26 protein-coding genes and 1 tRNA gene are annotated in these 22,923 nt (G+C 67.4%); 19 read left to right on the forward strand and 8 right to left on the reverse strand.

All coding sequences use genetic code 11. The features are described 5' to 3' along the window. Positions 1 to 77 precede the first annotated feature (77 nt). Positions 78 to 1,160 carry a dihydropteroate synthase gene (folP, locus tag ASG37_RS01575; RefSeq protein ID WP_055755512.1) on the forward strand — a complete coding sequence of 361 codons (1,083 nt, stop codon included), beginning with the start codon at positions 78 to 80 and terminating at the stop codon, positions 1,158 to 1,160. Positions 1,161 to 1,199: 39 nt separating this feature from the next. On the opposite strand, the gene ASG37_RS01580 is transcribed toward folP, so the two are convergent. Next, positions 1,200 to 1,276: transfer RNA gene (locus ASG37_RS01580), tRNA-Pro, on the reverse strand. A gap of 160 nt (positions 1,277 to 1,436) precedes the next feature. On the opposite strand from ASG37_RS01580, the gene yajC reads away from it, so the two are divergent. From yajC to ASG37_RS01600, 4 genes are read left to right on the forward strand one after another with little or no spacing between them, the layout of a single operon-like run. Next, positions 1,437 to 1,781: a preprotein translocase subunit YajC gene (gene yajC, locus ASG37_RS01585; RefSeq protein WP_055755513.1), complete on the forward strand. Its 345-nt coding sequence runs from the start codon at positions 1,437 to 1,439 to the stop codon at positions 1,779 to 1,781. After that, positions 1,781 to 3,373, forward strand: coding sequence for a protein translocase subunit SecD (secD, locus tag ASG37_RS01590; RefSeq protein WP_055755514.1), 1,593 nt, complete (start codon positions 1,781 to 1,783; stop codon positions 3,371 to 3,373). Before yajC ends, secD begins: the two co-directional genes overlap by 1 nt. 12 nt (positions 3,374 to 3,385) lie before the next feature. After that, positions 3,386 to 4,348, forward strand: a complete 963-nt coding sequence (secF, locus tag ASG37_RS01595; protein ID WP_055755515.1) for a protein translocase subunit SecF — start codon at positions 3,386 to 3,388, stop codon at positions 4,346 to 4,348. 2 nt (positions 4,349 to 4,350) lie between these two features. Then, entirely contained in the window at positions 4,351 to 4,716 is a 366-nt protein-coding gene (locus tag ASG37_RS01600; RefSeq protein ID WP_055755516.1) for an Mth938-like domain-containing protein, read from the forward strand. On the opposite strand, the gene ASG37_RS01605 is transcribed toward ASG37_RS01600, so the two are convergent. From ASG37_RS01605 to thpR, 4 genes are all read right to left on the reverse strand, one after another. Further along, the gene (locus ASG37_RS01605) at positions 4,704 to 5,876 is read right to left on the reverse strand and encodes a glycosyltransferase (protein ID WP_055755517.1); all 1,173 of its coding nucleotides are present in this window, start codon (positions 5,874 to 5,876) and stop codon (positions 4,704 to 4,706) included. The two genes, ASG37_RS01600 and ASG37_RS01605, sit on opposite strands and share 13 nt — an antisense overlap. Positions 5,877 to 5,957: 81 nt before the next feature. After that, positions 5,958 to 6,383 carry an OsmC family protein gene (locus ASG37_RS01610; protein ID WP_055755518.1) on the reverse strand — a complete coding sequence of 142 codons (426 nt, stop codon included), beginning with the start codon at positions 6,381 to 6,383 and terminating at the stop codon, positions 5,958 to 5,960. Positions 6,384 to 6,462: 79 nt separating this feature from the next. Continuing rightward, positions 6,463 to 6,780 (reverse strand): glycine zipper 2TM domain-containing protein, encoded by a 318-nt coding sequence (locus ASG37_RS01615; RefSeq protein ID WP_055757189.1) that lies wholly within the window; start codon positions 6,778 to 6,780, stop codon positions 6,463 to 6,465. A gap of 185 nt (positions 6,781 to 6,965) precedes the next feature. Beyond that, the gene (thpR, locus tag ASG37_RS01620) at positions 6,966 to 7,499 is read right to left on the reverse strand and encodes an RNA 2',3'-cyclic phosphodiesterase (RefSeq protein WP_055755519.1); all 534 of its coding nucleotides are present in this window, start codon (positions 7,497 to 7,499) and stop codon (positions 6,966 to 6,968) included. Between the two features lie 116 nt (positions 7,500 to 7,615). Between thpR and ASG37_RS01625 the strand changes: the two genes are divergently transcribed. The 6 genes from ASG37_RS01625 (at position 7,616) to ASG37_RS01650 (ending at position 13,014) form a co-directional block, all read left to right on the forward strand. Beyond that, entirely contained in the window at positions 7,616 to 8,359 is a 744-nt protein-coding gene (locus tag ASG37_RS01625) for a Bax inhibitor-1/YccA family protein (protein ID WP_055755520.1), read from the forward strand. A 107-nt stretch (positions 8,360 to 8,466) separates the two neighbouring features. Next, positions 8,467 to 8,772 carry a hypothetical protein gene (locus ASG37_RS01630; protein WP_235525097.1) on the forward strand — a complete coding sequence of 102 codons (306 nt, stop codon included), beginning with the start codon at positions 8,467 to 8,469 and terminating at the stop codon, positions 8,770 to 8,772. Positions 8,773 to 8,867: 95 nt separating this feature from the next. Further along, a complete protein-coding gene (locus tag ASG37_RS01635) occupies positions 8,868 to 9,440 on the forward strand; it encodes a hypothetical protein (protein ID WP_055755521.1) in 573 nt (190 codons plus the stop codon). An 83-nt stretch (positions 9,441 to 9,523) separates the two neighbouring features. After that, positions 9,524 to 10,408, forward strand: a complete 885-nt coding sequence (locus tag ASG37_RS01640) for a hypothetical protein (RefSeq protein WP_156349010.1) — start codon at positions 9,524 to 9,526, stop codon at positions 10,406 to 10,408. After that, positions 10,378 to 10,839 carry a GNAT family acetyltransferase gene (locus ASG37_RS01645; protein WP_156349011.1) on the forward strand — a complete coding sequence of 154 codons (462 nt, stop codon included), beginning with the start codon at positions 10,378 to 10,380 and terminating at the stop codon, positions 10,837 to 10,839. Before ASG37_RS01640 ends, ASG37_RS01645 begins: the two co-directional genes overlap by 31 nt. Positions 10,840 to 10,878: 39 nt before the next feature. Continuing rightward, the gene (locus tag ASG37_RS01650; protein WP_055755523.1) at positions 10,879 to 13,014 is read left to right on the forward strand and encodes a TonB-dependent siderophore receptor; all 2,136 of its coding nucleotides are present in this window, start codon (positions 10,879 to 10,881) and stop codon (positions 13,012 to 13,014) included. 239 nt (positions 13,015 to 13,253) lie between these two features. Here the strand turns inward: ASG37_RS01650 and ASG37_RS01655 are convergent, their stop codons facing one another. Together ASG37_RS01655 and ASG37_RS01660 are read right to left on the reverse strand one after the other, a co-directional pair. Further along, positions 13,254 to 14,072, reverse strand: a complete 819-nt coding sequence (locus tag ASG37_RS01655; RefSeq protein ID WP_055755524.1) for a ferredoxin--NADP reductase — start codon at positions 14,070 to 14,072, stop codon at positions 13,254 to 13,256. Between the two features lie 9 nt (positions 14,073 to 14,081). Then, positions 14,082 to 14,510 (reverse strand): hypothetical protein, encoded by a 429-nt coding sequence (locus tag ASG37_RS01660; RefSeq protein ID WP_055755525.1) that lies wholly within the window; start codon positions 14,508 to 14,510, stop codon positions 14,082 to 14,084. 165 nt (positions 14,511 to 14,675) lie between these two features. On the opposite strand from ASG37_RS01660, the gene ASG37_RS01665 reads away from it, so the two are divergent. After that, entirely contained in the window at positions 14,676 to 16,436 is a 1,761-nt protein-coding gene (locus ASG37_RS01665; RefSeq protein WP_055755526.1) for a methyl-accepting chemotaxis protein, read from the forward strand. Between the two features lie 226 nt (positions 16,437 to 16,662). Here the strand turns inward: ASG37_RS01665 and ASG37_RS01670 are convergent, their stop codons facing one another. Continuing rightward, complete coding sequence (locus ASG37_RS01670) at positions 16,663 to 17,136, reverse strand: hypothetical protein (RefSeq protein WP_156349012.1); 474 nt, start codon at positions 17,134 to 17,136, stop codon at positions 16,663 to 16,665. Between ASG37_RS01670 and ASG37_RS01675 the strand changes: the two genes are divergently transcribed. The 7 genes from ASG37_RS01675 (at position 17,130) to ASG37_RS01705 (ending at position 22,914) form a co-directional block, all read left to right on the forward strand. Then, complete coding sequence (locus ASG37_RS01675; protein WP_055755528.1) at positions 17,130 to 17,480, forward strand: ArsC family reductase; 351 nt, start codon at positions 17,130 to 17,132, stop codon at positions 17,478 to 17,480. The two genes, ASG37_RS01670 and ASG37_RS01675, sit on opposite strands and share 7 nt — an antisense overlap. 73 nt (positions 17,481 to 17,553) lie before the next feature. Next, on the forward strand, positions 17,554 to 17,994 hold the full coding sequence (locus tag ASG37_RS01680; RefSeq protein WP_055755529.1) for a hypothetical protein: 441 nt from the start codon (positions 17,554 to 17,556) through the stop codon (positions 17,992 to 17,994). A gap of 23 nt (positions 17,995 to 18,017) precedes the next feature. Beyond that, on the forward strand, positions 18,018 to 18,878 hold the full coding sequence (gene panB / locus ASG37_RS01685; RefSeq protein WP_055755530.1) for a 3-methyl-2-oxobutanoate hydroxymethyltransferase: 861 nt from the start codon (positions 18,018 to 18,020) through the stop codon (positions 18,876 to 18,878). A 214-nt stretch (positions 18,879 to 19,092) separates the two neighbouring features. Next, positions 19,093 to 19,788 carry a tetratricopeptide repeat protein gene (locus tag ASG37_RS01690; RefSeq protein WP_055755531.1) on the forward strand — a complete coding sequence of 232 codons (696 nt, stop codon included), beginning with the start codon at positions 19,093 to 19,095 and terminating at the stop codon, positions 19,786 to 19,788. Between the two features lie 30 nt (positions 19,789 to 19,818). Next, positions 19,819 to 21,150 (forward strand): PQQ-like beta-propeller repeat protein, encoded by a 1,332-nt coding sequence (locus tag ASG37_RS01695; RefSeq protein ID WP_055755533.1) that lies wholly within the window; start codon positions 19,819 to 19,821, stop codon positions 21,148 to 21,150. Between the two features lie 193 nt (positions 21,151 to 21,343). Beyond that, a complete protein-coding gene (gene der / locus ASG37_RS01700; RefSeq protein WP_055755535.1) occupies positions 21,344 to 22,720 on the forward strand; it encodes a ribosome biogenesis GTPase Der in 1,377 nt (458 codons plus the stop codon). Continuing rightward, positions 22,717 to 22,914 carry a sulfurtransferase TusA family protein gene (locus ASG37_RS01705; protein WP_055755537.1) on the forward strand — a complete coding sequence of 66 codons (198 nt, stop codon included), beginning with the start codon at positions 22,717 to 22,719 and terminating at the stop codon, positions 22,912 to 22,914. The genes der and ASG37_RS01705 overlap by 4 nt, the downstream gene beginning before the upstream one ends. Positions 22,915 to 22,923 lie beyond the last annotated feature (9 nt).

The following is a 22,923-nucleotide window of genomic DNA, read 5'->3' on the forward strand; positions in this document are numbered from 1 at the left end:
GCCTTCGCGGGAATGACGATGAATGCGTAGGGAATGGCGGTTGATACTGCACCCGTCGTTGGGGCAGGGCGGTGCCCATGAGCTTCTACCTCCGCCCCGTGCGCTTCATCGACTCCCCCATCGGCCTGCCGGACGGGAGCGTTACCCGACTCGCCGGCGGGATGCTGTGGTTTGCCGCCTATGAGGCGCGCTGGCGCGATGGACGGCGCGCGGTCGTTGCCATCGCGGACCTGCCGGCATGGATCGATGCCCTACCCTCCGCCGAGGCCGAACGCGCGCGGCGCATCCATGCGCGTGTCACCGCGCCACGACCGCCGCTGCGCCTCGGCGAGCGGGTGATCCGGTTCGACCAGCCGCAGGTGATGGGCATCCTCAACGTCACCCCCGACAGCTTTTCGGACGGTGGGGCGCATGTCGGCGATCCGGCGGGCGCGGCGGCGGCGGGTGTCGCGATGGCGGCGGCGGGCGCGGCGCTGATCGATCTGGGTGGCGAATCGACGAAGCCGGGGGCGACGACCGTGTGGGAGGGCGACGAGATCGCCCGCGTCGTACCGGTCGCCACGCGACTGGCCGCCGCCGGAGTCGCGGTGTCGGTCGACACGCGCAAGGCGGCGGTGATGGCCGCCGCGCTCGATGCCGGGGCGGGGGTCGTCAACGACGTCGCCGCACTCGCCTTCGACCCACAGGCACTGCCGCTGGTCGTCGCGCGGGGTTGTCCGGTGGTGTTGATGCACTCGCCCGCGCCGACGCAAGGGCCGCATGGCGGCAAGGGCTATGCCGATCCGCTGCTCGACGTGTTCGACTGGCTGGAGGCGCGGGTCGAGGCGGTCGTCGCGGCCGGCGTGTCACGCGACCGGATCGTCGTTGATCCGGGCATCGGCTTCGGCAAGGCGCTGGCCGACAATCTCGCGCTGGTGAACGGGCTGGCGCTGTTCCATGGCCTTGGCTGCCCGGTGCTGCTCGGGGCCAGTCGCAAGCGGATCATCGGCGCATTGTCGAACGAGGCGCCGGCCGACCAGCGGCTCGGCGGATCGGTCGCGCTGGCGCTGGCGGGAGTCGAGCGTGGCGCGCAGATCGTGCGGGTGCATGACGTGGCCGAGACGGTACAGGCGATCCGGGTATGGCGGGGGTTGCGCGACGCGGCGCTGGTCGCCGGGTAGGTCGCGGTCCGATTCGCATCGGCGAACCGGAAAATTCTCTGGTCGGGGCGACAGGATTCGAACCTGCGACCCCCACACCCCCAGTGTGATGCGCTACCAGGCTGCGCTACGCCCCGATCAGAGAGCGGGCGCTTTAGGCGGGCTTTTCGCAGCATGCAAGCCCGAAGCGTGGGGTCAGCGGCATATGTTGCGCCGCTTCGTGGCAAATGATAGCTGCCCCGCGTGACAGGATGCCGCAATCGCGGCGTTCGCTTTTTCGGAAAATCCAGGCCAGCAATGTTCGTACCTTCCGCCTTTGCCCAGTCCGCGACCGCCCCTGCCGGCGCGGGCGGCTTCGCCGGCACGCTCATCGGCATCGCGCCGCTGCTGCTGATCTTCGTCGCCTTCTATTTCCTGCTGATCCGTCCGCAGCAGAAGCGGATGAAGACGTTGCAGGCATCGATCGCATCGGTGAAGCGCGGCGACACCGTCGTCACCTCGGGCGGCATCCTCGGCCGGGTGACGAAGGTGGAGGACGCGATCGTCGAGGTCGAGATCGCCGCCAACACCCGCGTGCGCGTGGTCAAGGCGACCATCGCCGAGATCACGACGCCGGCCGGCGCCAAGCCCGCGAACGACTGATGCTCGACTTTCCCCGCTGGAAACGGATCGCCATCTGGGCGTCCGTGATTCTCCTGTCGCTGTTCGCGGTGCCCAGCCTGCTGCCCGAGGCGACCCGTGCGAAGCTGCCCGGCTGGGTGCCTGCGCCGACGATCAACCTCGGCCTCGATCTGGCCGGCGGCAGCTACATCCTGCTCGAAGCCAAGACCGAGGATGTCGCCGGCACCCGGATCGAGGCGATGCGCGAGATGATCGCGACCGAGATGCGCCGCGCGCCGCGTGTCAGCGTCGGTGACATTTCGACGCGGAACGGCCAGATCAGCTTCATGGTGCGCGACGCTTCGCAGGTCGATGCCGCGCGCGAGAAGCTGCTGGGCCTGACCGGCGGCGGGGCGGGGATGACCGGCCAGCGCGAATGGGACATCGAGGTGCGCGACACCACGCGCTTCGTGCTGACCCCGACGCAGGCGGGCCTGCGCCTTGCGGTCGAGAATGCGATGAAGGACGCGACCGAGGTCGTGCGCCGCCGCATCGACGCGCTGGGCACGCGCGAACCGACGATCATCCAGCAGGGCAGCAACCGCATCGTCGTGCAGGTGCCGGGCCTGAGCGACCCCAAGGCGCTCAAGGACCTGCTCGGCAAGACCGCGCGGCTGGAATTCAAGCTGGTCGATCAGGCCGCCGATCCCGCCGCCGTGGCGCAGGGCCGCGCGCCGGCCGGCAGCCAGGTGCTGCCCTATGCCGGTGCCGGCGCGCCGATCGCGGTGAAGCGCACCACGATCATTTCGGGCAGCGAAGTCGCCGACGCGCGTCAGTCGTACGACCAGAACGGTCAGCCCAACGTCACGATCAACTTCAACGCCGAAGGCGGCCGCCGCTTCGCCCGCGTGACGCAGGAAAACGTCGGCAAGCCGTTCGCGATCATCGTCGACAATCAGGTGATCTCCGCGCCGAACATCAACGAGGCGATCCTCGGCGGATCGGCGTCGATCTCGGGCGGGTTCACCGTCGACGGCGCCAACCAGCTCGCCATCGCGCTGCGTTCGGGCAAGCTGCCGGTCGACCTGACCGTAGTGCAGGAAAGCACCGTCAGCCCCGAACTGGGCGCCGATTCGATCAAGGCAGGCGTCACCGCCGCAATCATCGCGACGATCGCGGTCATCGCGTTCATGGTCATGACCTATGGCCGCTTCGGCATCTATTCGACGATCGCCGTCGTGCTCAACATCCTGATGATCCTCGCGGTGATGGCGTTCCTGAACGCCACGCTGACGCTGCCCGGTATCGCCGGCTTCGTGCTGACGATCGGCACGGCGGTCGACGCCAACGTGCTCATCAACGAACGCATCCGCGAGGAACGGCGGCGAGGGCGTAGCGTGCTGCAATCGCTGGAGCTGGGCTATAAGGAAGCCAGCCGCACGATCTTCGAGGCGAACGTGACCCACGCCATCGCCGGCGGGATCATGCTGATCCTGGGGTCGGGGCCGATCCGCGGCTTCGCGGTCGTGCTGCTGCTCGGCATCGCCAGTTCGGTGTTCACCGCCGTCACCTTCACGCGCATGCTGGTCGCCGGATGGATGCGCCGCCATCGCCCGACCGACATCACCATCTAGGGCCATACCCCCATGCGTCTCATCAAACTGGTTCCCGACAATACCAACATCCGCTTCGTCGCGGTGCGGAAGGTCGCGTTCGCGGTCACGCTGGTCCTCAGCCTGCTGGCGGTCGGTCTGGTCTTTGCCCGTGGCCTCAACTTCGGCGTCGACTTCATGGGCGGCGTCGCGATCGAGGAGAAGTTCGCCTCGCCGCCCGCGATCGACAAGGTGCGCGCCACGATCGAGCGGCTGGGCGTGGGCGAACCCGCGATCCAGCAGTTCGGCGATCCCAAGCTGGTGTCGATCCGCCTGCCGGTGCCCGAGGGTGACAGTGGTGCCACCGACCGGCTGGTCGAACGGGTCAAGACCGCGCTCGCCACCGAATTTCCCGGCGCGACGTTCAGCAACTATTCGACCGTGTCGGGCAAGGTGTCCGACGAGCTGGTGACGAACGGCGTGCTGGCGGTGGTGCTGGCGATCGTCGGCATCGCGGTGTTTTCGTGGTTCCGCTACGAATGGCAGTTCGGCGTGTCGACGGCGGTCGCGATCATCCACGACGTGCTGATGACGCTCGGCTTCTTCGCGCTCACGCAGATGGCGTTCGACCTGACGATCGTCGCCGCCGTGCTGACTATCATCGGCTATTCGATCAACGACAAGATGGTGATCGACGACCGTATCCGCGAGAACATGCGCAAGTTCCGCAAGATGGAGATGCGCGAGCTGATCGACCTGTCGGTCAACGAAACGCTGCCGCGTACCGTCATGACCTCGCTCACCATCCTGCTCGCGCTGACCGCGTTGCTGGTGTTCGGCGGGCATGTGCTGCGTGGCTTCACCGCCGCGATGATCCTCGGCGTGATCGTCGGCACCTATTCGTCGATCTATGTATCGTCGTCGCTGCTGATTACGCTCGGCCTCAAGCCCGGCGCGCCGGTGGGCGAGGGCACGGTCAAGGAACCGGTCCCGACCAAGCCCGCCACCCGCCGGTGAAGATGGACCGCGTCCGGCAGGGTGACGGGCCGCTCGTCTCGGGGATCACGACGGGCGGTTTCCGGGTGGATGACGGCATCTACCCGGCGCTGCTGCTGACGCCGAAACGCGCCGAGGGCTGGGAGCCGCCGGCGTTCGAGGCGCTCGACGTGGCGGCGCTGGCGGCGATCCTCGACATCCAGCCCGCGCCCGAATTCCTGCTGCTCGGCACGGGCGCGACGTTGCGCCAGCCGTCGCGCGCGTTCGTCCGCGCGCTCGATGCGCGCGGCCTCGGCATCGAGGCGATGGACAGCCGCGCCGCCGCCCGTGCGTGGGGCGTGTTGCGCGACGAGGGCCGCTGGATCGCGGCGGCGATCTACCCGCTGTAACGGTTCACCAGCGCGCCCAGGTGATCGCGCAGTTCGCGGGCGTTGCGTTCCCAGCTATAGGCATCGACGGTCGCCCTGGTCGCGACCGGATCGGCGGCCTGCGACAGCACGGCGGCAATGGCCTGGGCGAAGGCGGCCGAGTCGCGCGTGGCGATCCGCCCGGCGGCGCGGGTGGTGACGACCTCGCGCGCGGCGCCCGCATCGGGGATGACGATCGGCGTGCCCGACGCCAGCGCCTCGACCCACGCATTGGCGAGGCCCTCCGACGACGACGCCAGCGCCATCACATCCGCGGCGGCGAGCAGGTCGGGCAGATCGTCATGCGGCAGCGATCCGCACAGCCGCACCCGATCGCCGATGCCGAGATCGGCGATCCGCGCCGCCAGCGCCGCCCGGTCCGGCCCGCCGCCGACGATCCACAGATGGACGCCGGGCAACGCCGCGACCGCATCGAGCACGATCCGGTGCCCCTTGCGCGCGATCAGCGCGCCGAGCGACACCACCAGCGGCGCGGCGATGCCCAGCCGCGCGCGGGCGACGGCGCGATCGACGCTGCCGAAGCGCGTCCGATCGATGCCGGTGCGATGCACCCGCACCGGGCGATCGATTCCGGTCGCAAGGATGTCGTCGGCCATCGACCGCGATACCGCGAGCAGCCCGTCCGCCGCCTGTCCGGCGGCGCGAACCTGCGCCGCCGTGGCCGACGCATGGCCCCAGTGATGGATGTCGGCACCGCGCGCCTTGATCGACACCGGCACGCCGAACGCCTTGCCCAGCGCAATAGCGGCCGGACCATCGGGAAAGAAGAATTCGGCGTCGATCACATCGAACGCGAATTGCGTTCGGATGCGTGTGAGCAACGGGCGCAGGCGACGGGCGAGCAGGGGGGCATGAAACCGCCCGCCGGTCAGCGGCAGGTTGACGAAGCGTGGCCGCTCGACGCTCAGGCCCTTCCACGTCTCGGCAGCGGGCAGGGCGGACAAGGCACGATAGCGGGCGGCGATCGATGCCGGAAACGGCGGCAGTCCGACCGGCGCGATCACCCGCACCTCGACATCGCTCAAGCCGGCCAGCCCCAGCGTCTGACGCTCGACGAACACCCCGAAATTGGGGCGGGTCGCATCGGGGAACAGGGTGGCGAGGGTAAGGACGCGCAACATTGCCGGGGACGATAGCGCGAAAATGTGAACCAATCGTCGCGAACCGGCCGGCATCCCAAAGGATACCGGCCGGCACCCGAATCAGCCTTCCAGCGTGTGGTCGAGCGTGATCTCGGCGTTCAGCAGCTTCGAGATCGGGCAACCGGCCTTCGCACCGGCGGCGATCTCCTCGAACTTCGCCGGTTCGATCCCCGGCACCTTCGCCTTCAGCATCAGCGCCGACTTCGTCACCTTGAACCCGTCGCCATCCTTGTCGAGCGACACCTTGGCGGTCGTCTCCAGCGTGCCGTCGCTATAGCCGGCACCGGCGAGCGCGAAGCTCAGCGCCATGGTGAAGCAGCTCGCATGGGCGGCGGCGATCAGTTCCTCGGGGTTGGTGCCCTTGCCGTCCTCGAACCGGGTGTTGAAGCCATATTGCTGGTCGGCCAGCACACCCGACTGGGTGGAGACATGGCCTTTGCCGTCCTTGCCAAGACCTTCGTACCGGGCGGAAGCGCTGCGGATCATGCGGGGGAACCTTTGTCATGAAAAAGGGGCGGGCCCGTCGCCGGACCCACCCCTCAGAATACGTCAGATCGTGGATGGTTCAACGGCAACGGCCACGGCTGCCGCCGCGTTCGATCTCGCGACCCGCCAGCGCGCCTGCGGCACCGCCGATCAGCGTGCCGAGCGTGCGGTCGCCGCGCGTGTCGACCGTGCGGCCGACCAGCGCGCCGGCGACGCCGCCGACGACCAAGCCGGTCGTTCCGTTCGGCTTGCGGCAATAACGGCGACCGTCACGACCGCGCCATTCGCGATAGCGCGAGCGGCGCTGCGCTTCGGCCTTTTGCGTGCCGATCGACGGCGTGTTGTCGGAAAAGGTCGCGCCGACCGGTGCCAGCAACGAAGCCGCGGCGATTGCCATCAGGATATTACGCATGGAACAAGTCCTTTCATCAACATCAGTGCTGGATCGCTTAACGCAGCGATCCCCTGACAGTTTCATGAACGAAACGACAGGAAGAGATTGTCCGGCGACGAACCGAACCGGTCAGCACTTGCCGAGCATTTGCAATGTCTTCCAAACCTTTCGCGCAGATGTACCGGGCGTCAGTCGAGCGGGTAGCGTGCGATCGGTTCATACCATGCGCCGTCATGGCTAAGATGGCTTTCGTACAGCGTGAACTGGTCGAACCGCTCGGGCGACGACGATAGGCTGGCGTGGCGGTGCAGGAAGCCGTCGACCGGACCGGTCGAGGCGTTCAGCCGGGCGATGGTCATATGCGGCAGATACGCCCGCCCCTCGGGGGGAAGGCCGAGCGTCGTCAGCGCACGATCGATCTTGCGGTGGAGCGCGCCGACCGTGTCGTGCGGCGTCACCCCGGCCCATAAAGCGCGCCCGGCATGGCGCTGCGCGAACTGGCCGACGCCGTCCAGCGCCAGCATCGGCGCGGGGCCATGGACCGATTGCAGCGCGGTGGCGATGTCCTCGGCGACCGGACGTTCGACCTTGCCGATGTAGCGCAGCGTCAGATGAAGCTGCGCATCGTCCTGCCAGCGCGCGGCATCGACGCCGTCCATGATGGCGAGCAGCCGGTCGCGCATGGCGGGCGGCGGGCGGAGGGCGACGAACAGGCGGTGCATCGTGAAATCTCCCGGGTGCGTAACAAAGTGTTGCTTCTTGCGTTTGCCTTGAAATTGATGCCTCGCGGCGCGATATTTCCACCATCCGACGTCTGTGTCGGCGATAGGAGTTACCAATGGCGAACTGGTCCGATCCCCGGACGACGGCCGCACCGATCACCCGTACGCGCACCCGTGACATGGCGCGCGACGAAGGGCTGCGGTCCTACATGTTGTCCGTGTACAATTACATGGCCTCGGGCGTGCTGCTGACCGGCATCGTGGCGCTGCTGTTTTCCTGGGGTGGTGCAAGCTCGCCGGCGGCGGCGGTGTTCCTGCAACCGGGGCCGCTGAAATATCTCATCATGTTCTCGCCGCTGATCTTCGTGATGGTGATGAGCTTCGGGATCAACCGCCTGTCGACCACGGCGGCGCAGGGGCTGTTCTGGGCCTTTGCGGCGGTGATGGGTCTGTCGATGTCGACGATCTTCCTGCGCTACACCGGCGGGTCGATCGCGCTGACGTTCTTCTCGACCACCGCCGCGTTCCTTGCGCTCAGCCTGTACGGCTACACCACCAAGAAGGACCTGACCGGTTTCGGTACGTTCCTTATCATGGGTGTCGTCGGCCTGATCGTGGCGTCGTTGCTGAACCTGTTCTTCCAGTCGGGCATGCTCAGCCTCGTCATCAGCGGCGTCGGCGTGCTGCTGTTCGCCGGTCTGACCGCCTATGACACGCAGCGGATCAAGAACATGTATTATCAGGTCGCCGGCACCGATTTCGCGGGCAAGGCCGTAATCCTCGGCGCGCTGTCGCTGTATCTCGACTTCGTGAACATGTTCCAGTTCCTGCTGTCGTTCATGGGCGGCAACCGCGACTGATCCACATCAACCGACACGCCAAGGGGCCGGACGGGAGACTGTCCGGCCCTTTTTCATGCACGGAACGCGCCGCTCCCGCCGTCGTTAGTGGCATGAAGGAGTGAGGGATGATGGATAGCGACAACAAGGCATTCGACGACAACGCGATGGATTCGCTCGCCGTCGCACCCGATGGCAGCGAGCAGGACGCAGGCGTGCCCGCGCGCGGCGACGCCGGCGAGGATGCTGCGATCAACGACCGTGTCGAGGACCAGCCGAACGATCACGACGCACGGCTGGACGAGGGTCTGGACGAGACGATGGATGCGTCGGATCCGGTATCGATCAGCCAGCCGTCGCATCTGGGCGGGCCGGCGCCATCGTCGGGCTATGACGCCGAAGCCGAGGCAAAGCGCGCGGCGCAGCAGGACTGAGCAGTCCCAAACCGATGAGAACGGCGTGTCGACTGGTGTCGGCGCGCCGTTTTCGGTATCTGCGGGATATGATGATGGCCCGGTCGATACGTGGAATGATGCGGTGGTGCGCCGCGCTGCTGCTGGTGCTCGGCGGGATCGTGCCCGCGCAGGCGGCGGTGACCATAACCTTCTGGTCGCAGGAATTCGGCCAGAATTTCCCGCATGCCTTTTTCACGCTCGCCGGCACCCCCGACAGTGGCGGTCCGGCGATCGCCGAAAGCTATGGCTTCACCGCCAAGGCGCTGACGCCGGCGATATTGATGGGCACGGTCGGCGGGATGATCGACCGGCCGAAGCCGAAATATATCGCGGGCAGCAACGCGCATTTCTCGGTCGTGCTGAGCGATCCGCAATATGCCGCGATCCGCTCGCTGGTGGCCGAATGGGGGCCGGGCGGCGATTCGCACTATAACCTCAACCGCCGCAACTGCGTCCATTTCGTCGCGGAGGCGGCGCGCCGCGCCGGTCTGACCGTCGTCGAGGACAAGAAGCTGATGAAGAAGCCGCGGTCGTTCAGCCAGTCGCTCGAAGCGGCGAATATCGGGCGGGTGACGGTGATCGAACTGCCGGCGAAGGACTATTACGCCTCGCTCGGCGCGCCGCCGGTCATCGTCCCGGCCGGCTGACCGGTGCCACGCGCGCGGCGGGTGTACTTTCGCCAACCGGCGATTTTGGGCACATAGCGCGACAGGCGACGATGGAGGCGACGATGCGGTGGTGGATCATGGGCGCGGCGATGGCGGTCGCCGCTTGTAGTCAGGACCCGCAACCGGCCGCGACCAACACCGCTGGGGAAGTCGAACAACCCGCGCCGATCGCCTCGCCGACGCCCGAAGCGCTCACCGCCATCCCGACGCGCTTCGTCGGAAGCTGGGACAGCGATGCCGCATCGTGTCGCGCGGTCGCTCCGGGCGAGCAACGGCTGGCGATCGCCGCCGACACGCTGACGATCGCCGGCACCGACTATCCCGCCCAATCGATCACCGCCGCCGAGGCTGGCGCCGTCGATGTCGATGTGGTCGCCGACCGGTCGGGGATCACCGCGCAGCGCCGCTATCGGCTGGCGCTGGCAGAGGGCGGCGCGCTCGACCTGACCGGGGTCGATGGCAATGCCCGTCGCGTACGCTGCGACGCCCCCGCCGGTGCCGAGGCCGCCGCGCGCAACGCGGTGGCACTCAACCTCGCACCCGACGGCATCCAGACGGTGGCCGGGGCCAGCAGTCGCCAGATCGGCTTCGGCACCCCCGCCGAGATCGTCCTGCGCGTCGCCGAGGCGGCGATGCAGGCGCTGCCCGAACGCTCGCGCAACACCGATTGCGGCGAAGGGCCGCTCGACATCGCCAGCTATCCGCGCATCCACCTGTATTTCCAGGACGGCCGGTTCGTCGGCTGGGCGGCGCGCGGACGCGGGCTGACGACGATGGCCGGGGTCGGCATCGGATCGAAGCGCGCCGACGTCGAAGCGGTGATCGATGCACCGGTCGAGGATACCAGCCTTGGCCGCGAGTTCAGCAGCGGCGGCCTGTCGGGACTGTATGACGCGAAGGACAGTGTCACCGAACTATGGGCGGGCAGCGTCTGTCTGGCCCGCTGATCGACGCGGCGGGTGCCGCCGATGCCGCAGCGGTGGTGGCATTGTGGCAGGCCTGCGGGCTGACCCGGCCGTGGAACGATCCGCACACCGATTTCGACCGCGCGCTGATGGCCGGGAACGCGACGATCCTGCTCGCGCGGATCGACGCTGCGATCATCGGCAGCGCCATGGTCGGGCAGGACGGCCATCGCGGCTGGGTCTATTATCTCGCGGTCGTGCCCGAGCGGCGGGGGCAGGGCATTGGCGGCATGCTGATGGCCGCTGCCGAGGCGTGGCTGATCGCGGCGGGCATTCCCAAGGTCCAGTTGATGGTGCGTGGCGGCAATGACGCGGCGCTTGGCTTCTATCGGAAACTGGGGCTGGAACGGCAGGATGTCGTCGTTCTAGGACGGTTCCTAACGGCTACTGATAGTCACTTGCAAAAGCGATAGGCCGCGCGTACCCGGTGCGAAACCGCTCAAGGAAATCGCATGTCCGCCTTCGTCGCCCTGCTCGTCGCAGCCGCCGCCACGTCCGATCCCGCCACCGTCGCTCCCGATCCGCAGCGTGGCGATGAGATCGTGGTTACCGGCGAGCAGACCGAGGGCAGCGACGACTATGCGGTAAAGGCGCAGACGACCGCGACCCGCCTGCCGCTCAGCCTGCGCGAGACGCCGCAATCGGTCAGCGTCGTGACCCGCGCGCAGATCGAGGATTTCCAGCTCAACGACGTCAACGCGCTGCTGGCGACGGTGCCCGGCGTCAACGTGCAGGCGCAGGAAACCGACCGCTTCTATTATTCGGCGCGCGGCTTCGACATCCAGACGTTCCAGATCGACGGCGTCGGCCTGCCGTTTCCGTTCCAGATCCAGAACGGATCGGTCGATACCGCGCTGTACGACCGGATCGAGGTAGTGCGCGGCGCGCCGGGACTGTTGTCGTCGACCGGCAATCCGTCGGCGGTCATCAACTTCATCCGCAAGCGCCCGACCCGCGATGCCGCCGCATCGGCCAGCGTCCAATATGGCTCGTTCGATCATTTCCGCCTCGACGGCGACGTCAGCGTTCCGCTGACCGCCAACGGATCGGTCCGCGCCCGTGCGGTCGGATCGTATTTCGATACCGACAGCTATCTCGATCGCTACGGTCTGCGGCGCTGGACCGGCTATGGTACGGTCGAGGCTGATCTCGGCCCCGATACCGTCGTCAACCTCGGCTATGGCCATCAGAACCACAAGAGCCGCGCGGCGATGTGGGGCGCGCTGCCACTGTATTACAGCGACGGCAGCCGCATCGACTATGCGCGATCGGCCAACAGTTCGCCCGACTGGTCGAGCTTCGACGTGACCGACCGGCAGATTTTCGGCGACGTGACCCACCGCTTCGGCGACTGGACCGCGAAGCTGACCGTGCAGCGCCGCGCGATCGACGAGGACGACAGCCTGTTCTATGTCTATGGCGAACAACTGCCCGGTGAAGTGAACGCCGCGCCCGACCGCGCGACCGGCCTTGGCATCGTCAGCTATCCCGGCCGTTTCCGCAGCACCGCGCGCAACCTGCTGATTGACGCGAACCTCGCCGGCACCGTGTCGCTGTTCGGGCGCGCGCATGACGTGATGTTCGGCGTGAACCGGTCGGCGCAGCGCTATACGCAGGACTCGGCCTATGACGGGGCGGCGATCGGCGTCTCGCTGCCGTTGTTCGGCGGGTTCGACGGGTCATTCCCCTATCCCAACTTCCCCGCGTTCGACCGCAGCCTCGACACGCACAGCCGGCGCGAGACGGTGTACGGCCTCGTCCGCCTCAACCCGGCCGATGCGCTGAAGGTGATGGTCGGCGCCAACGCCACCCGCGCGTTCAGTGAGGGCGTGTCCTATGGCGCGCCGACCGACTATGACCGGTCGCGCTTCCTGCCGTTCGTCGGCGCGACGCTCGACCTGACCGGCAGCATCAGCGCCTATGCGAGCTTCGCGACGATCTTCAACCCGCAGACGCAGGTCGATGCGCAGCGCCGCCTGCTCGACCCGATCGAGGGCGACAATCTGGAGGCCGGGCTGAAGGGCGAGTGGCTCGCGGGCAAGCTGAACGCCAGCGTCGCGCTGTTCCAGGCGCGGCAGAAGAATACGGCGGAGGCCGCCGGCTTCGATGCGACGATCGGCCAGACGCTGTATCGCGGCGTCGACGCGACCTCGCAGGGTATCGAGCTGGAGATGAGCGGACAGCTCGCGCCCGGACTACAGGCGACCGGCGGTTTCACCGCGATGCGCATTCGCGGCACCGACGACCGGCCGGTGCGGACCTTCGTGCCGCGCACCACCGCGCGGCTCAACATCGTCTGGTCGCCGACGATGCTGCCCGACCTCAAGGTCGGCGCGTCAGGCCAGTATCAGGGCAGCATGTACCTCGAACCCGGTGTCACCGCGACGACCGGACAGCCGGTGCGCATCGCGGAAGGTGGCTATGCGACGCTCGACCTGATGGCCCGGTACGACCTGACGCCGCGCGTGGCGCTCAGCGCCAATGTCCGCAACATCAACAATGCCAAGGCGCTGACCGCGCTCAATTTCGATCAGGGATATTTTAACGCGCCGCGCACGGTGCTGGGCACGGTGCGGGTCAGCTATTGAGGGCAGATCGGAGCGATCCGCCCTCGCGCCGAACCCGTCATCCTGGCCGGATTGACCTTTGACGAGGTTTTCGCCTTCTCCCCTCCCTGACAAGGGAGAGGTCGGGGGTGGGTCGGCCGGTTGTGGAACGCGCACCCTTCCTCACGGGCCGACCCACCCCCAGCCCCTCCCTTGTCAGGGAGGGGGGCCATTATGCGGGCGTTCCGAACGAATGCCGATCAGGTGAACTCTGCCGCAACCTACCCGACGAACGCGCGCTCGATCACATAGTCGCCGGGCTTGGCGTTCGATCCTTCCTCGAACCCCTGACCCTCCAGATAGACCGAGAAGTCGCGGATCATCTCGGTCGATCCGCACAGCATGATCCGGTCGGTCGCCGGGTCGAACGCCTGCGCGCCGCCGATCCGCGACGAGAACAGCGTGCCGTTGTCGACCAGCGCGTCGATGCGGCCGGTGGTGTGGAACGGCTCGCGCGTTACCGTGGGGACATAGGTGAACTGCTGCGCCGCCTGATCCTCGACCAGCGGATCGCCGGCGAGGTTCGCCTCCAGCGTGGTGCGGAAGGCGAGATCGCTGACCCGGCGGACCGAATGGACCACGACGATCGATTCATACATCTCGTACACGTCGGGATCGCGGATGAGGCTGAGGAACGGGGCGAGGCCGGTGCCGGTCGACAGCATGAACAACCGGCTGCCGGGCTTGAGCGCATCGGTGACGAGCGTGCCGGTCGGCTTCTTGCCGAGGTAGATTTCGTCGCCCGGCACGATCTGTTGCAGCTTCGACGTGAGCGGGCCGTCCTGCACCTTGATCGACAGGAACTCCAGTTCCTCGGCATAGGCCGGGCTGGCGATCGAATAGGCGCGCAGCAGCGGCTTGCCGTTGTCGCCGGGCAGGCCGATCATCACGAATTCGCCCGAGCGGAAGCGGAAGCTCGCCGGGCGGGTGATGGTGAAGCTGAAGAGATGCTCGTTCCAGTGACGCACCGAACGCACGCGCTCGACGCTCAGCGCGTTGGTCGGTTCGAGGCCGTGGGTTACGGCGGTGCGGTCGCTCATCGATAATCCTTACGTCCTGACGCTGGAGCCCGGGGGAAGCCCGACCTGGCCGAGCATCGCCGCCGTGCGGGCCAGCGCGCAAAAAGTGGGTGCGATCGCCCGATCGGCGACCAGCAGCGAAAGCGTGGTCCGTGCCTTCGCATCGCGCCCCGTTACGAGATCGCGCGCCAAGGTCAAGAGAACCGATTCATCGTCGGTCACAAGCCCGCATTTACAGTTGATCTGGATCGGCACGCGGGCGTGGGTGGAAAGCTGCGTCATCCATGTGTCGAAATCGGCGAGCGCCTCCAGCGCGCCGGCCTGCGCGAAGCGTGCGGCCAGCATCGCCTGCGGATGCTGGCACGCGGTTCGTGCCGCCACCCACAGGCGGATCGCGCGTACCAGAAAACGGTCGCCGGGCGGCAGGGCGGCCAGCGGGCGGTCGATCAGATCGTACATGAAGCCTCGCTATTGATACTCATTCGCAAAGGCTATTGCCGGGACGCGGAGTCGTCAAGGGCCGATCGACGCGGCATGGCGCCGCGCGGGGAGTCGGATCGGCGAGGCTTAAATAATATATTCAGCAATACGCCTCACCATCCTCGGCGACAGGGGAGGGCTACCATGAAATTCAAGGTTCGCGGCCGTATCAACCTTATCGGCGTCGTGGCGGCGCTGGGGCTGGTCGCGCTGCTGTGTATCAGTCTGTTCCGCCTTTCCGCAACGATGCACGACGATATTGAGCGCAGCACGCAACAGGTCGTCGAAACCGCGCGCGCCGTGGTGGAACATTATCATGACGAGGAAGTCGCCGGGCGGATGAGCCGCGCCGATGCGCAAAAGGCCGCGCTTTCGACGCTCGGCTCGCTGCGCTATGGCGACAAGGATTATTTCTGGGTCAACGACATGCACCCCCGCATGTTGATGCACCCGATCAAGCCGGAACTGAACGGCACCGACCTGACCAACAACCGCGATGCCTCCGGCAAGGCGCATTTTGTGCAGATGGCGCAGATCGTGCGCGACAAGGGTGCCGGTTTCCTCGAATATCAATGGACTAAGCCGGGTGAACCGGTGCCGCAGCCCAAATTGTCGTACGTCATGGGCTTCGCGCCATGGGGCTGGGTGATCGGATCGGGCGTCTATATCGACCGGATCGATGCGGCGGTGTGGCGTTCGGCGGCGATTCTCAGCGGGCTGGCGCTGATCGTGCTGGTGGCCGTCGGGCTGTTCTCGCAGGCGATCGGCCGGTCGATCTCCAAACCGGTCGAGGCGCTTGCCGCCCGGATGCGCGGGCTGGCGGTCGGCGATACCGATGCGGCGATCCCCGGCATCGGCCGGCACGACGAGATCGGCGAGATGTCCGACGCGCTGCAGGTGTTCCGCGACGCCGCGATCGTGGCGCGCGAACGCGAGGCCGAGCAGCAGCAGGTCGTCGCCGAGGTCGGGCAGGGGCTCGACGCGCTGGCGAAGGGCGATCTGACCGCGCGGATCGATGCCGAATTCACCGGCGCGTTCGCCAAGATCCGCACCGATTTCAACCAGGCGATGGTCGCGGTCGGCGATGCGATGCAGGCGGTGTCGCATTCGGCGGGCAGCATCCGCACCGGCGCGACCGAGATCAGCGGCGCGTCCGACGACCTGTCGCGCCGCACCGAACATCAGGCGGCGTCGCTGGAGGAAACGGCGGCGGCGATGGACGAGATCACCATGACCGTCCGCCAGACCGCCGCCGGCGCGTTGCAGGCCAACGAGACGATGGCCGCCACCCGCGCCGATGCCGAGGCGGGCGGCAGGATCGTCCGCGACGCGGTGGAGGCGATGGGCCGGATCAAGCGGTCGTCCGACGAGATTTCGCAGATCATCTCGGTGATCGACGGGATCGCGTTCCAGACCAATCTGCTGGCGCTCAACGCCGGGGTAGAGGCGGCGCGCGCCGGCGACGCCGGGCGTGGCTTCGCGGTGGTCGCCTCCGAAGTCCGCGCGCTGGCGCAGCGTTCGGCCGATGCCGCGCGCGACGTGAAGGCCCGCATCCAGTCGAGCGGCACGCAGGTCGAAAGCGGCGTCGCGCTGGTCGGCGAAACCGGCCGCGCGCTCGACCGGATCGTGACCCGCGTCGTCGAGATCGGCGATCTGGTCGGCCGGATCGCGGCGGGCGCGGACCAGCAGGCGCTGGGGCTGCAACAGGTCAACACGGCGGTCAACGAGATGGATTCGGTCACGCAGCAGAATGCGGCGATGGTCGAGGAAAGCACCGCCGCCGCCCGCAGCCTTGCCGCCGAAGCCGAAGCGCTCGCCCGCCACGTCGCCCGCTTCCGGCTGGCGATGGAACCGGCGGTGGTCCAGATGGCCCCGCCCGTCCGGCGCTATCGATCGGCGGCGTGAGCCGGCATGAGGCGCCGGCTACGGGTGAATCTTTAGGCCCAGTCGATATTCACGACCGCATCGTCACCCCGGACTCGTTCCGGGGTCCACGGCGCAGCGATCGATGCAGCCCGAAGAATGATCGACAGCGTACGCGGCCAGGTGGACCCCGGAACAAGTCCGGGGTGACGACGAAAGGCAGGATTTTCGATCAGGCGTCGCACTGGAATGGTCGAATGCCGATTCGTTAGAGGCACCCCGTATCGGCGTACAGCACGAACATCGTGGCGATCTCGCCGGTACGTTCCGTTTCCCAGTCGATGCGGACCCGGCTGCCGCAGAGGGGGCCGCCGAATTTGACCGAGGCGCTTTTCCGGTTCGGGTCGATCTGTAGTCCTTGCGTCTCGAGATAGGCGATCAGCGCGCGTTCCGGGCTTCCCCGCATCTGTCGCGCCTCGATCCGGTCGCGGATCATTGCTTCGCCTCGGCGATATGCCATTCCTTCGATACCGGCGAACAGCGGCGTCGAGGGAGGGCCGGATTGCTGACACCCGCCCGGAAGCACCAGCATCGACGCCAGAAGCCAGCCGTACATCCGGTTTGTCGCCATCATGCTGCCGGGATACCATCGATCCCGGTTCTTGGGCAGGGTCGAGCTATCCCGGTCGCGACCTTGGGATTTTGACGCGCTCTGTCCGACGATAAAGGTGATCGATGACACTGACGATGTACGGCATCCCCAACTGCGATACGATCAGGAAGGCGCGGTCGTGGCTCGACGCGCACGGCGTCGCCTATCAATTCCACGACTATAAGAAGGCCGGCATCGACCGGGCGTTGCTCGAAACCTGGGTCGCGGCGCTCGGGTGGGAAGCGTTGCTCAACCGTAGCGGCACGACGTTCCGCAAGCTGCCCGAAGCCGCACGTGCCGATCTCGATGCCGCGCGCGCGATCGACCTGATGCTCGACCAGCCGTCGATGATCCGTCGTCCGGTGCTGGTCGACGGGGCGGGGATCGAGATCGGGTTCAAGGCCGATCGCTATGCGGCGCGGTTCGCCGCCTGATTCAAAAGAGCGATTGGCCGGCGCCGACGGACCCGTTACGCTCCCGCATCGAATCATGCTTTGGGGGAAGCATATGCCGTCAGCGATCGGTCGACGTACGCCACCTTGGTTCCGGTTCGTCGGGCTGTTACTGGTCCTGTGGGGCCTTGCCGGGATTTTCGCCTTCTACAGCCATGCGATGATGAGCGACGCGGCGCTGGCGGCGCTGCCCGATTATGACCGGCGGATGTATCTGGTGCGGCCGGGCTGGTTCGACTGGATTTATGCCGCCGCGACCTGGGGCGGGCTGATCGGCGCGCTGCTGCTCCTCGCGCGGCGGCGACAGGCGGCGGCGGCGTTCGCGGTGTCGCTGCTGGCGGTGGCGGTGCAGTTCGCGTGGGTGTTCGCCGCGACCGATCTGATCGCGGTCAAGGGGGCCGGCGCCACCCTGCCGTTTCCGCTGGTGATCTTCGCCATCGCGCTCGCCCAACTGGCGCTGGCGCGGCATGGCATCGTGCGCGGGTGGCTTCGCTGATCGCGCTCCGCTAAAGCGCGGGCATGTCCACGACCTTCACCATCGACACCGCCACCAGCCGCGCGACGCCCACTCCGGTCCCGGCCAAGCGGCTGACCATCCCCGCGATCCGCGCCGCCAAGGGCAAGACCCCGCTGGTGATGCTGACCTCCTATACCGTGCGGATGGCGCAGTTGCTGGATGCGCAATGCGACATGCTGCTGGTCGGCGACAGTCTGGGGCAGGTGATCTATGGCCTGCCGTCGACCGTGCCGGTCACGCTCGACATGATGGCGGCGCATGGCGCGGCGGTGGTGCGCGGCAGCTATCACGCGCTGGTCGTCATCGACATGCCGTTCGGCAGCTACGAAGCGAGCCCCGCCCAAGCGTTTGAAAGCGCGGCGATGCTCCTGAAGGCGACCGGCGCGGCGGCGGTGAAGCTGGAGGGCGGCACGGCGATGGCCGAAACGGTCGCGTTCCTGTCGCAGCGGGGTATCCCCGTCATGGGCCATGTCGGCCTGACCCCGCAGGCGGTGAACCAGTTGGGCGGCTATGGCGCGCGCGGCCGCAGCCCCGAGGAGGCCGCCAAGATCGTCGCCGACGCGACGGCGGTCGCCGAGGCCGGCGCGTTCGCGGTGGTGATCGAAGGCGTGGTCGAACCGATCGCCATCGACATCACCAATCGCATCGCCTGTCCCACCATCGGCATCGGCGCATCGGCCCAATGCGACGGGCAGGTGCTGGTGGCCGAGGACATGCTCGGTCTGTTCGAGCGGACGCCGCGCTTCGTGAAGACCTATGGCGATATTGCCGGCCGTATTTCCGCCGCGGTCGATGCCTATGCCGGTGATGTCCGGTCGCGGGCCTTTCCCGGCGCGGCGCAGCTCTATCCGCCCAAGGGTTGAGAGGTTTTTTGAAAACGCGCCGAAGCGCGTTTTGCGGCACCGGCCCGCTCCCCCACCCGGCCACCCACAGCGTATCCTTGATGGGTGGCCGGGTGGGTCCGGAAACTTGCGCCTTCGCAAGTTTTCAAACAACTTCCCCCGCGACCAACCGCTTTCGTTTCGGCCGGGCGTCGGTTAAAGGAGCCCGCTTGACTGAACCCCCGGAGCTTTCCCCTTGGCGCTGACCCCGCAGAACAACGACGCCTTCATTCGCGAAGTGGACGACGAACTGCGTCGCGAGCAGATGTCGCATATCGGCCGGCGCTATGGTCTGTGGATCATCGGTGCGGTCCTGCTGGCGCTCGTCGCGTTCGGCGGCTGGACGTGGTGGCAGCATCACCGCAACACGGTGGCGGGCGAACAGGGCGAAAAGCTGGCGGTCGCGCTCGATGATGTCGCGGCGGGCCGCAGCGCGCAGGCGACGGCGGCGGTACAGGCGCTGACCACGTCGGATCGGGATGCGGTGCGCGCCACCGCGCTGCTAACGCAGGCCGACCTCCTGCTCGGCAAGGACGATCGCAAGGGCGCTGCCGCCGCCTTCGCCAAGGTCGCCGCCGACGACTCGCTGGCGCAGCCGTTCCGCGATCTCGCGCTGGTCCGCCAGACGGCGGTCGAATATGACGGCCTTGCGCCGCAGGCGGTGATCGACCGGCTGCGCGGCCTGGCCGACAAGGATAGCCCGTGGCTTGGCAGCGCGGGCGAGATGGTGGCGATCGCCTATCTTCGCCTCGACAAGCCGCAGCAGGCCGGGCAGACCTATCGCCTGATCGCGCAGACCGAAAGCGTGCCCGAAACCATCCGTGCCCGTGCGGTGCAGATGGCCGGGTCGCTCGGCGTCGATGCTGCTCCCACGCCCGCTGCGGCGCGCTGATCCTTCCTTTTGAACGCGGATACCGTTTCCATGAAGAAGCACCTGAAACTTTCGGCAGCGGTCGCCGCGCTCGCGCTGCTCGGTGGATGCGGCGTGTTCAAGGGCGGCGGCGGCCCCAAGACTCCGATCGTCGGCCAGCGCGTGCCGATCCTCGCGTCGGAGGAACTCGCGGTCGCCGATCCCACGCTCGCCGAGTTGCAGGTCGTCCTGCCGCTCGCCACCACCAACGCCGGCTGGGCGCAGCCGGGCGGCAGCGCGTCGAAGTCGATGGGCCATCTGGCGCTGGGCGATACGCTGCGCCAGGCGTGGTCGGCGCGCATCGCCGGTGGCAACACCCGCACGCGCCTCGCCGCCGCCCCGGTGGTCGATAACGGCAAGCTGTACGTGATCGATGTCGAGGGCGTCGTCACCGCGATGGCGGCCGACACCGGTGCGCAGCTCTGGACCGCGCAGACCGTCAAGGGTGACGAGAACCCGCGCGCCCGCTTCGGCGGCGGCGTCAGCGCCGAGGGTGAGCGCGTGTTCGCCAGCGATGGCCTGGGCGACGTGGTGGCGTTCAACGCCGCCGACGGCAAGGAAGTGTGGCGCGCCAAGCCCGGCGGCCCGCTGCGTGGCGCCCCGACGCTGGCCAATGCGCAGGTCTATGTCGTCAGCCAGGACAACCAGCTTTTCGCGCTCGATCAGGCCGACGGCAAGGTCGTGTGGACCCAGTCGGGCAGCCTTGAAGCGCAGGGCGTGTTCGGCGTCGCCGCGCCGGCTTCGGCGCAGGGCACGGTGGTCGCCGGTTTCTCGTCGGGCGAACTGAACGCCTATCGCTACGAAAACGGCCGTTCGGTCTGGGCCGACAGCCTGTCGCGCACCTCGGCGTCGACCTCGGTGTCGGCGCTGGCCGACATCGATGCCGAACCGGTGATCGACAACGGCCGGGTCTATGCGGTCGGGCAGGGCGGGCGCATGGTCGCGCTTGAACTCACTTCGGGCCAGCGGCTGTGGGAACAGAATCTGGCGGGCATCTCGACGCCATGGGTCGCGGGCGAATGGATCTTCGTCGTTACCGACGACGCGCGCCTGCTGTGCATCTCGCGCGGCAGCGGCAAGCTGCGCTGGGTCCAGCAACTGCCGGGCTTCCGCAACGTGAAGAAGCGTAAGGGACCCATCGGCTGGGTCGGTCCGATCCTCGCGGGCAACCGCCTGCTCCTCGTCAATACCGAAGGGCAGTTGGTGTCCGCCTCGACCGCCGACGGCAACATCACGACGACGCAGGAAACCCGGTCGAAGGCCGGCTATACCCTGTCGCCGATCGTCGCCAACGGCATGCTGTACCTGCTCGACGACGCGGGGCAGCTCACCGCCTGGAAGTAATTCCGCCCCTCTTCCCCAACCGTCATTCCGGCGAAGGCCGGAATCCATTGTGTCGGGTGGTATCGATCATGCGATGCCGTCACCCCATCCATGGATTCCGGCTTTCGCCGGAATGACGGTTTCGGGACACCCCCTCGACCCACCGGCCCATACTCCCTACACTCCGCGCATACCGCGCACCCCAGGAACACCCATGCCCAACCCCGTCGTCGCCATCATCGGCCGTCCCAATGTCGGCAAGTCGACGCTGTTTAACCGGCTGGTCGGCAAGCGGCTGGCGCTGGTCGACGATCAGCCGGGCGTGACCCGCGACCGGCGCGAGGGCGAGGCGAGCCTGCTCGGGCTGGACTTTACCATCGTCGACACCGCGGGGTTCGAGGATGAGGATGCCGCGACCCTGCCCGGGCGCATGCGGATGCAGACGCAGGCGGCGGTCGAAATGGCCGATGTCGCGCTGTTCATGATCGACGCGCGCGCCGGCATCACCCCGCTCGACGAGGAGATCGCCCGGTGGCTGCGCTCGTCGAACGGCACCGTCGTCCTTGTCGCCAACAAGGCGGAAGGGCGCGCGGGCGAGAGCGGCGTGATCGAATCGCTGGCGCTGGGCTTCGGTGATCCGGTGCAGATGTCGGCCGAACATGGCGAAGGCGTTGCCGACCTGTTCGACGCGCTGCGCCCGCACATCGAACGCGAGGAAGAAGAGGTCGAGGAGGAGGACGAGAGCGAGTATGATCCGCAGACCGCCGTCCTCAAGCTGGCGATCGTTGGCCGTCCCAATGCGGGCAAGTCGACGCTCATCAACCGCTTTCTCGGGCAGGACCGGCTCATCACCGGGCCGGAAGCGGGTATCACCCGCGATTCGATCGCGGTCGATTGGGAATGGACCGATGGCGAGGGCAATGGCCGGGCGGTCCGGCTGATCGACACCGCCGGCATGCGCAAGAAGGCGCGCGTGCAGGAAAAGCTGGAGAAGCTGTCGGTCGCCGATGCGCTCCACGCGATCGACTTCGCCGAGGTCGTCGTGCTGTTGCTCGACGGGACGCGCGGCCTTGAATTGCAGGACATCAAGATCGCCGATCGCGTGTTGCAGGAAGGGCGTGCGCTGGTGATCGCGCTCAACAAATGGGACGTGGCCGAACATGCCTCGTCGCTGTTCAACGGGGTCAAGGGCGCGCTTGAGGACGGACTGTCGCAGGCGAAGGGCGTGCCGCTGCTCACCGTGTCGGCGGCGACCGGCAAGGGGCTCGACATGCTGATGAAGGTCGCGTTCGAAACGCGCGAGGCGTGGAGCCGCCGCGTTTCGACCGGCCAGCTCAACCGCTGGTTCGACCGCGCGCTCGAAGCCAATCCGCCACCCGCACCCGGCGGCAAGCGCGTCAAGATGCGCTACATCACCCAGAACAAGTCGCGCCCGCCCAGCTTCGTGCTGTTCGGCACCCGCGTCGACCAGTTGCCCGAGAGCTACAAACGCTATCTCATCAACAGTCTGCGCAAGGAATTCGGCTTCGGCGCGGTGCCGGTGCGGATCAACATGCGCGCCCCGAAGAACCCGTTCGACCACAGCAAGTGATCCACATCGACGCCCGCGGCATGCGCTGTCCGTGGCCCGCCATCCGGCTGGCCCGGGCGCTGCGCGACGGGGCGACGGTGGTGGAAATCACGGCCGACGACCCCCGCGCGGGCGGTGAGTTGGCGAGTGCGGCGGCGGCGGTCGGGGCGACGTTGCGCGTCGTGGCGGACGGGGTATTTAGAGCCGAACGATGAAATTGGCCG

It is taken from the genome of Sphingomonas sp. Leaf407 (assembly GCF_001425385.1).
Lineage (GTDB): Bacteria > Pseudomonadota > Alphaproteobacteria > Sphingomonadales > Sphingomonadaceae > Sphingomonas.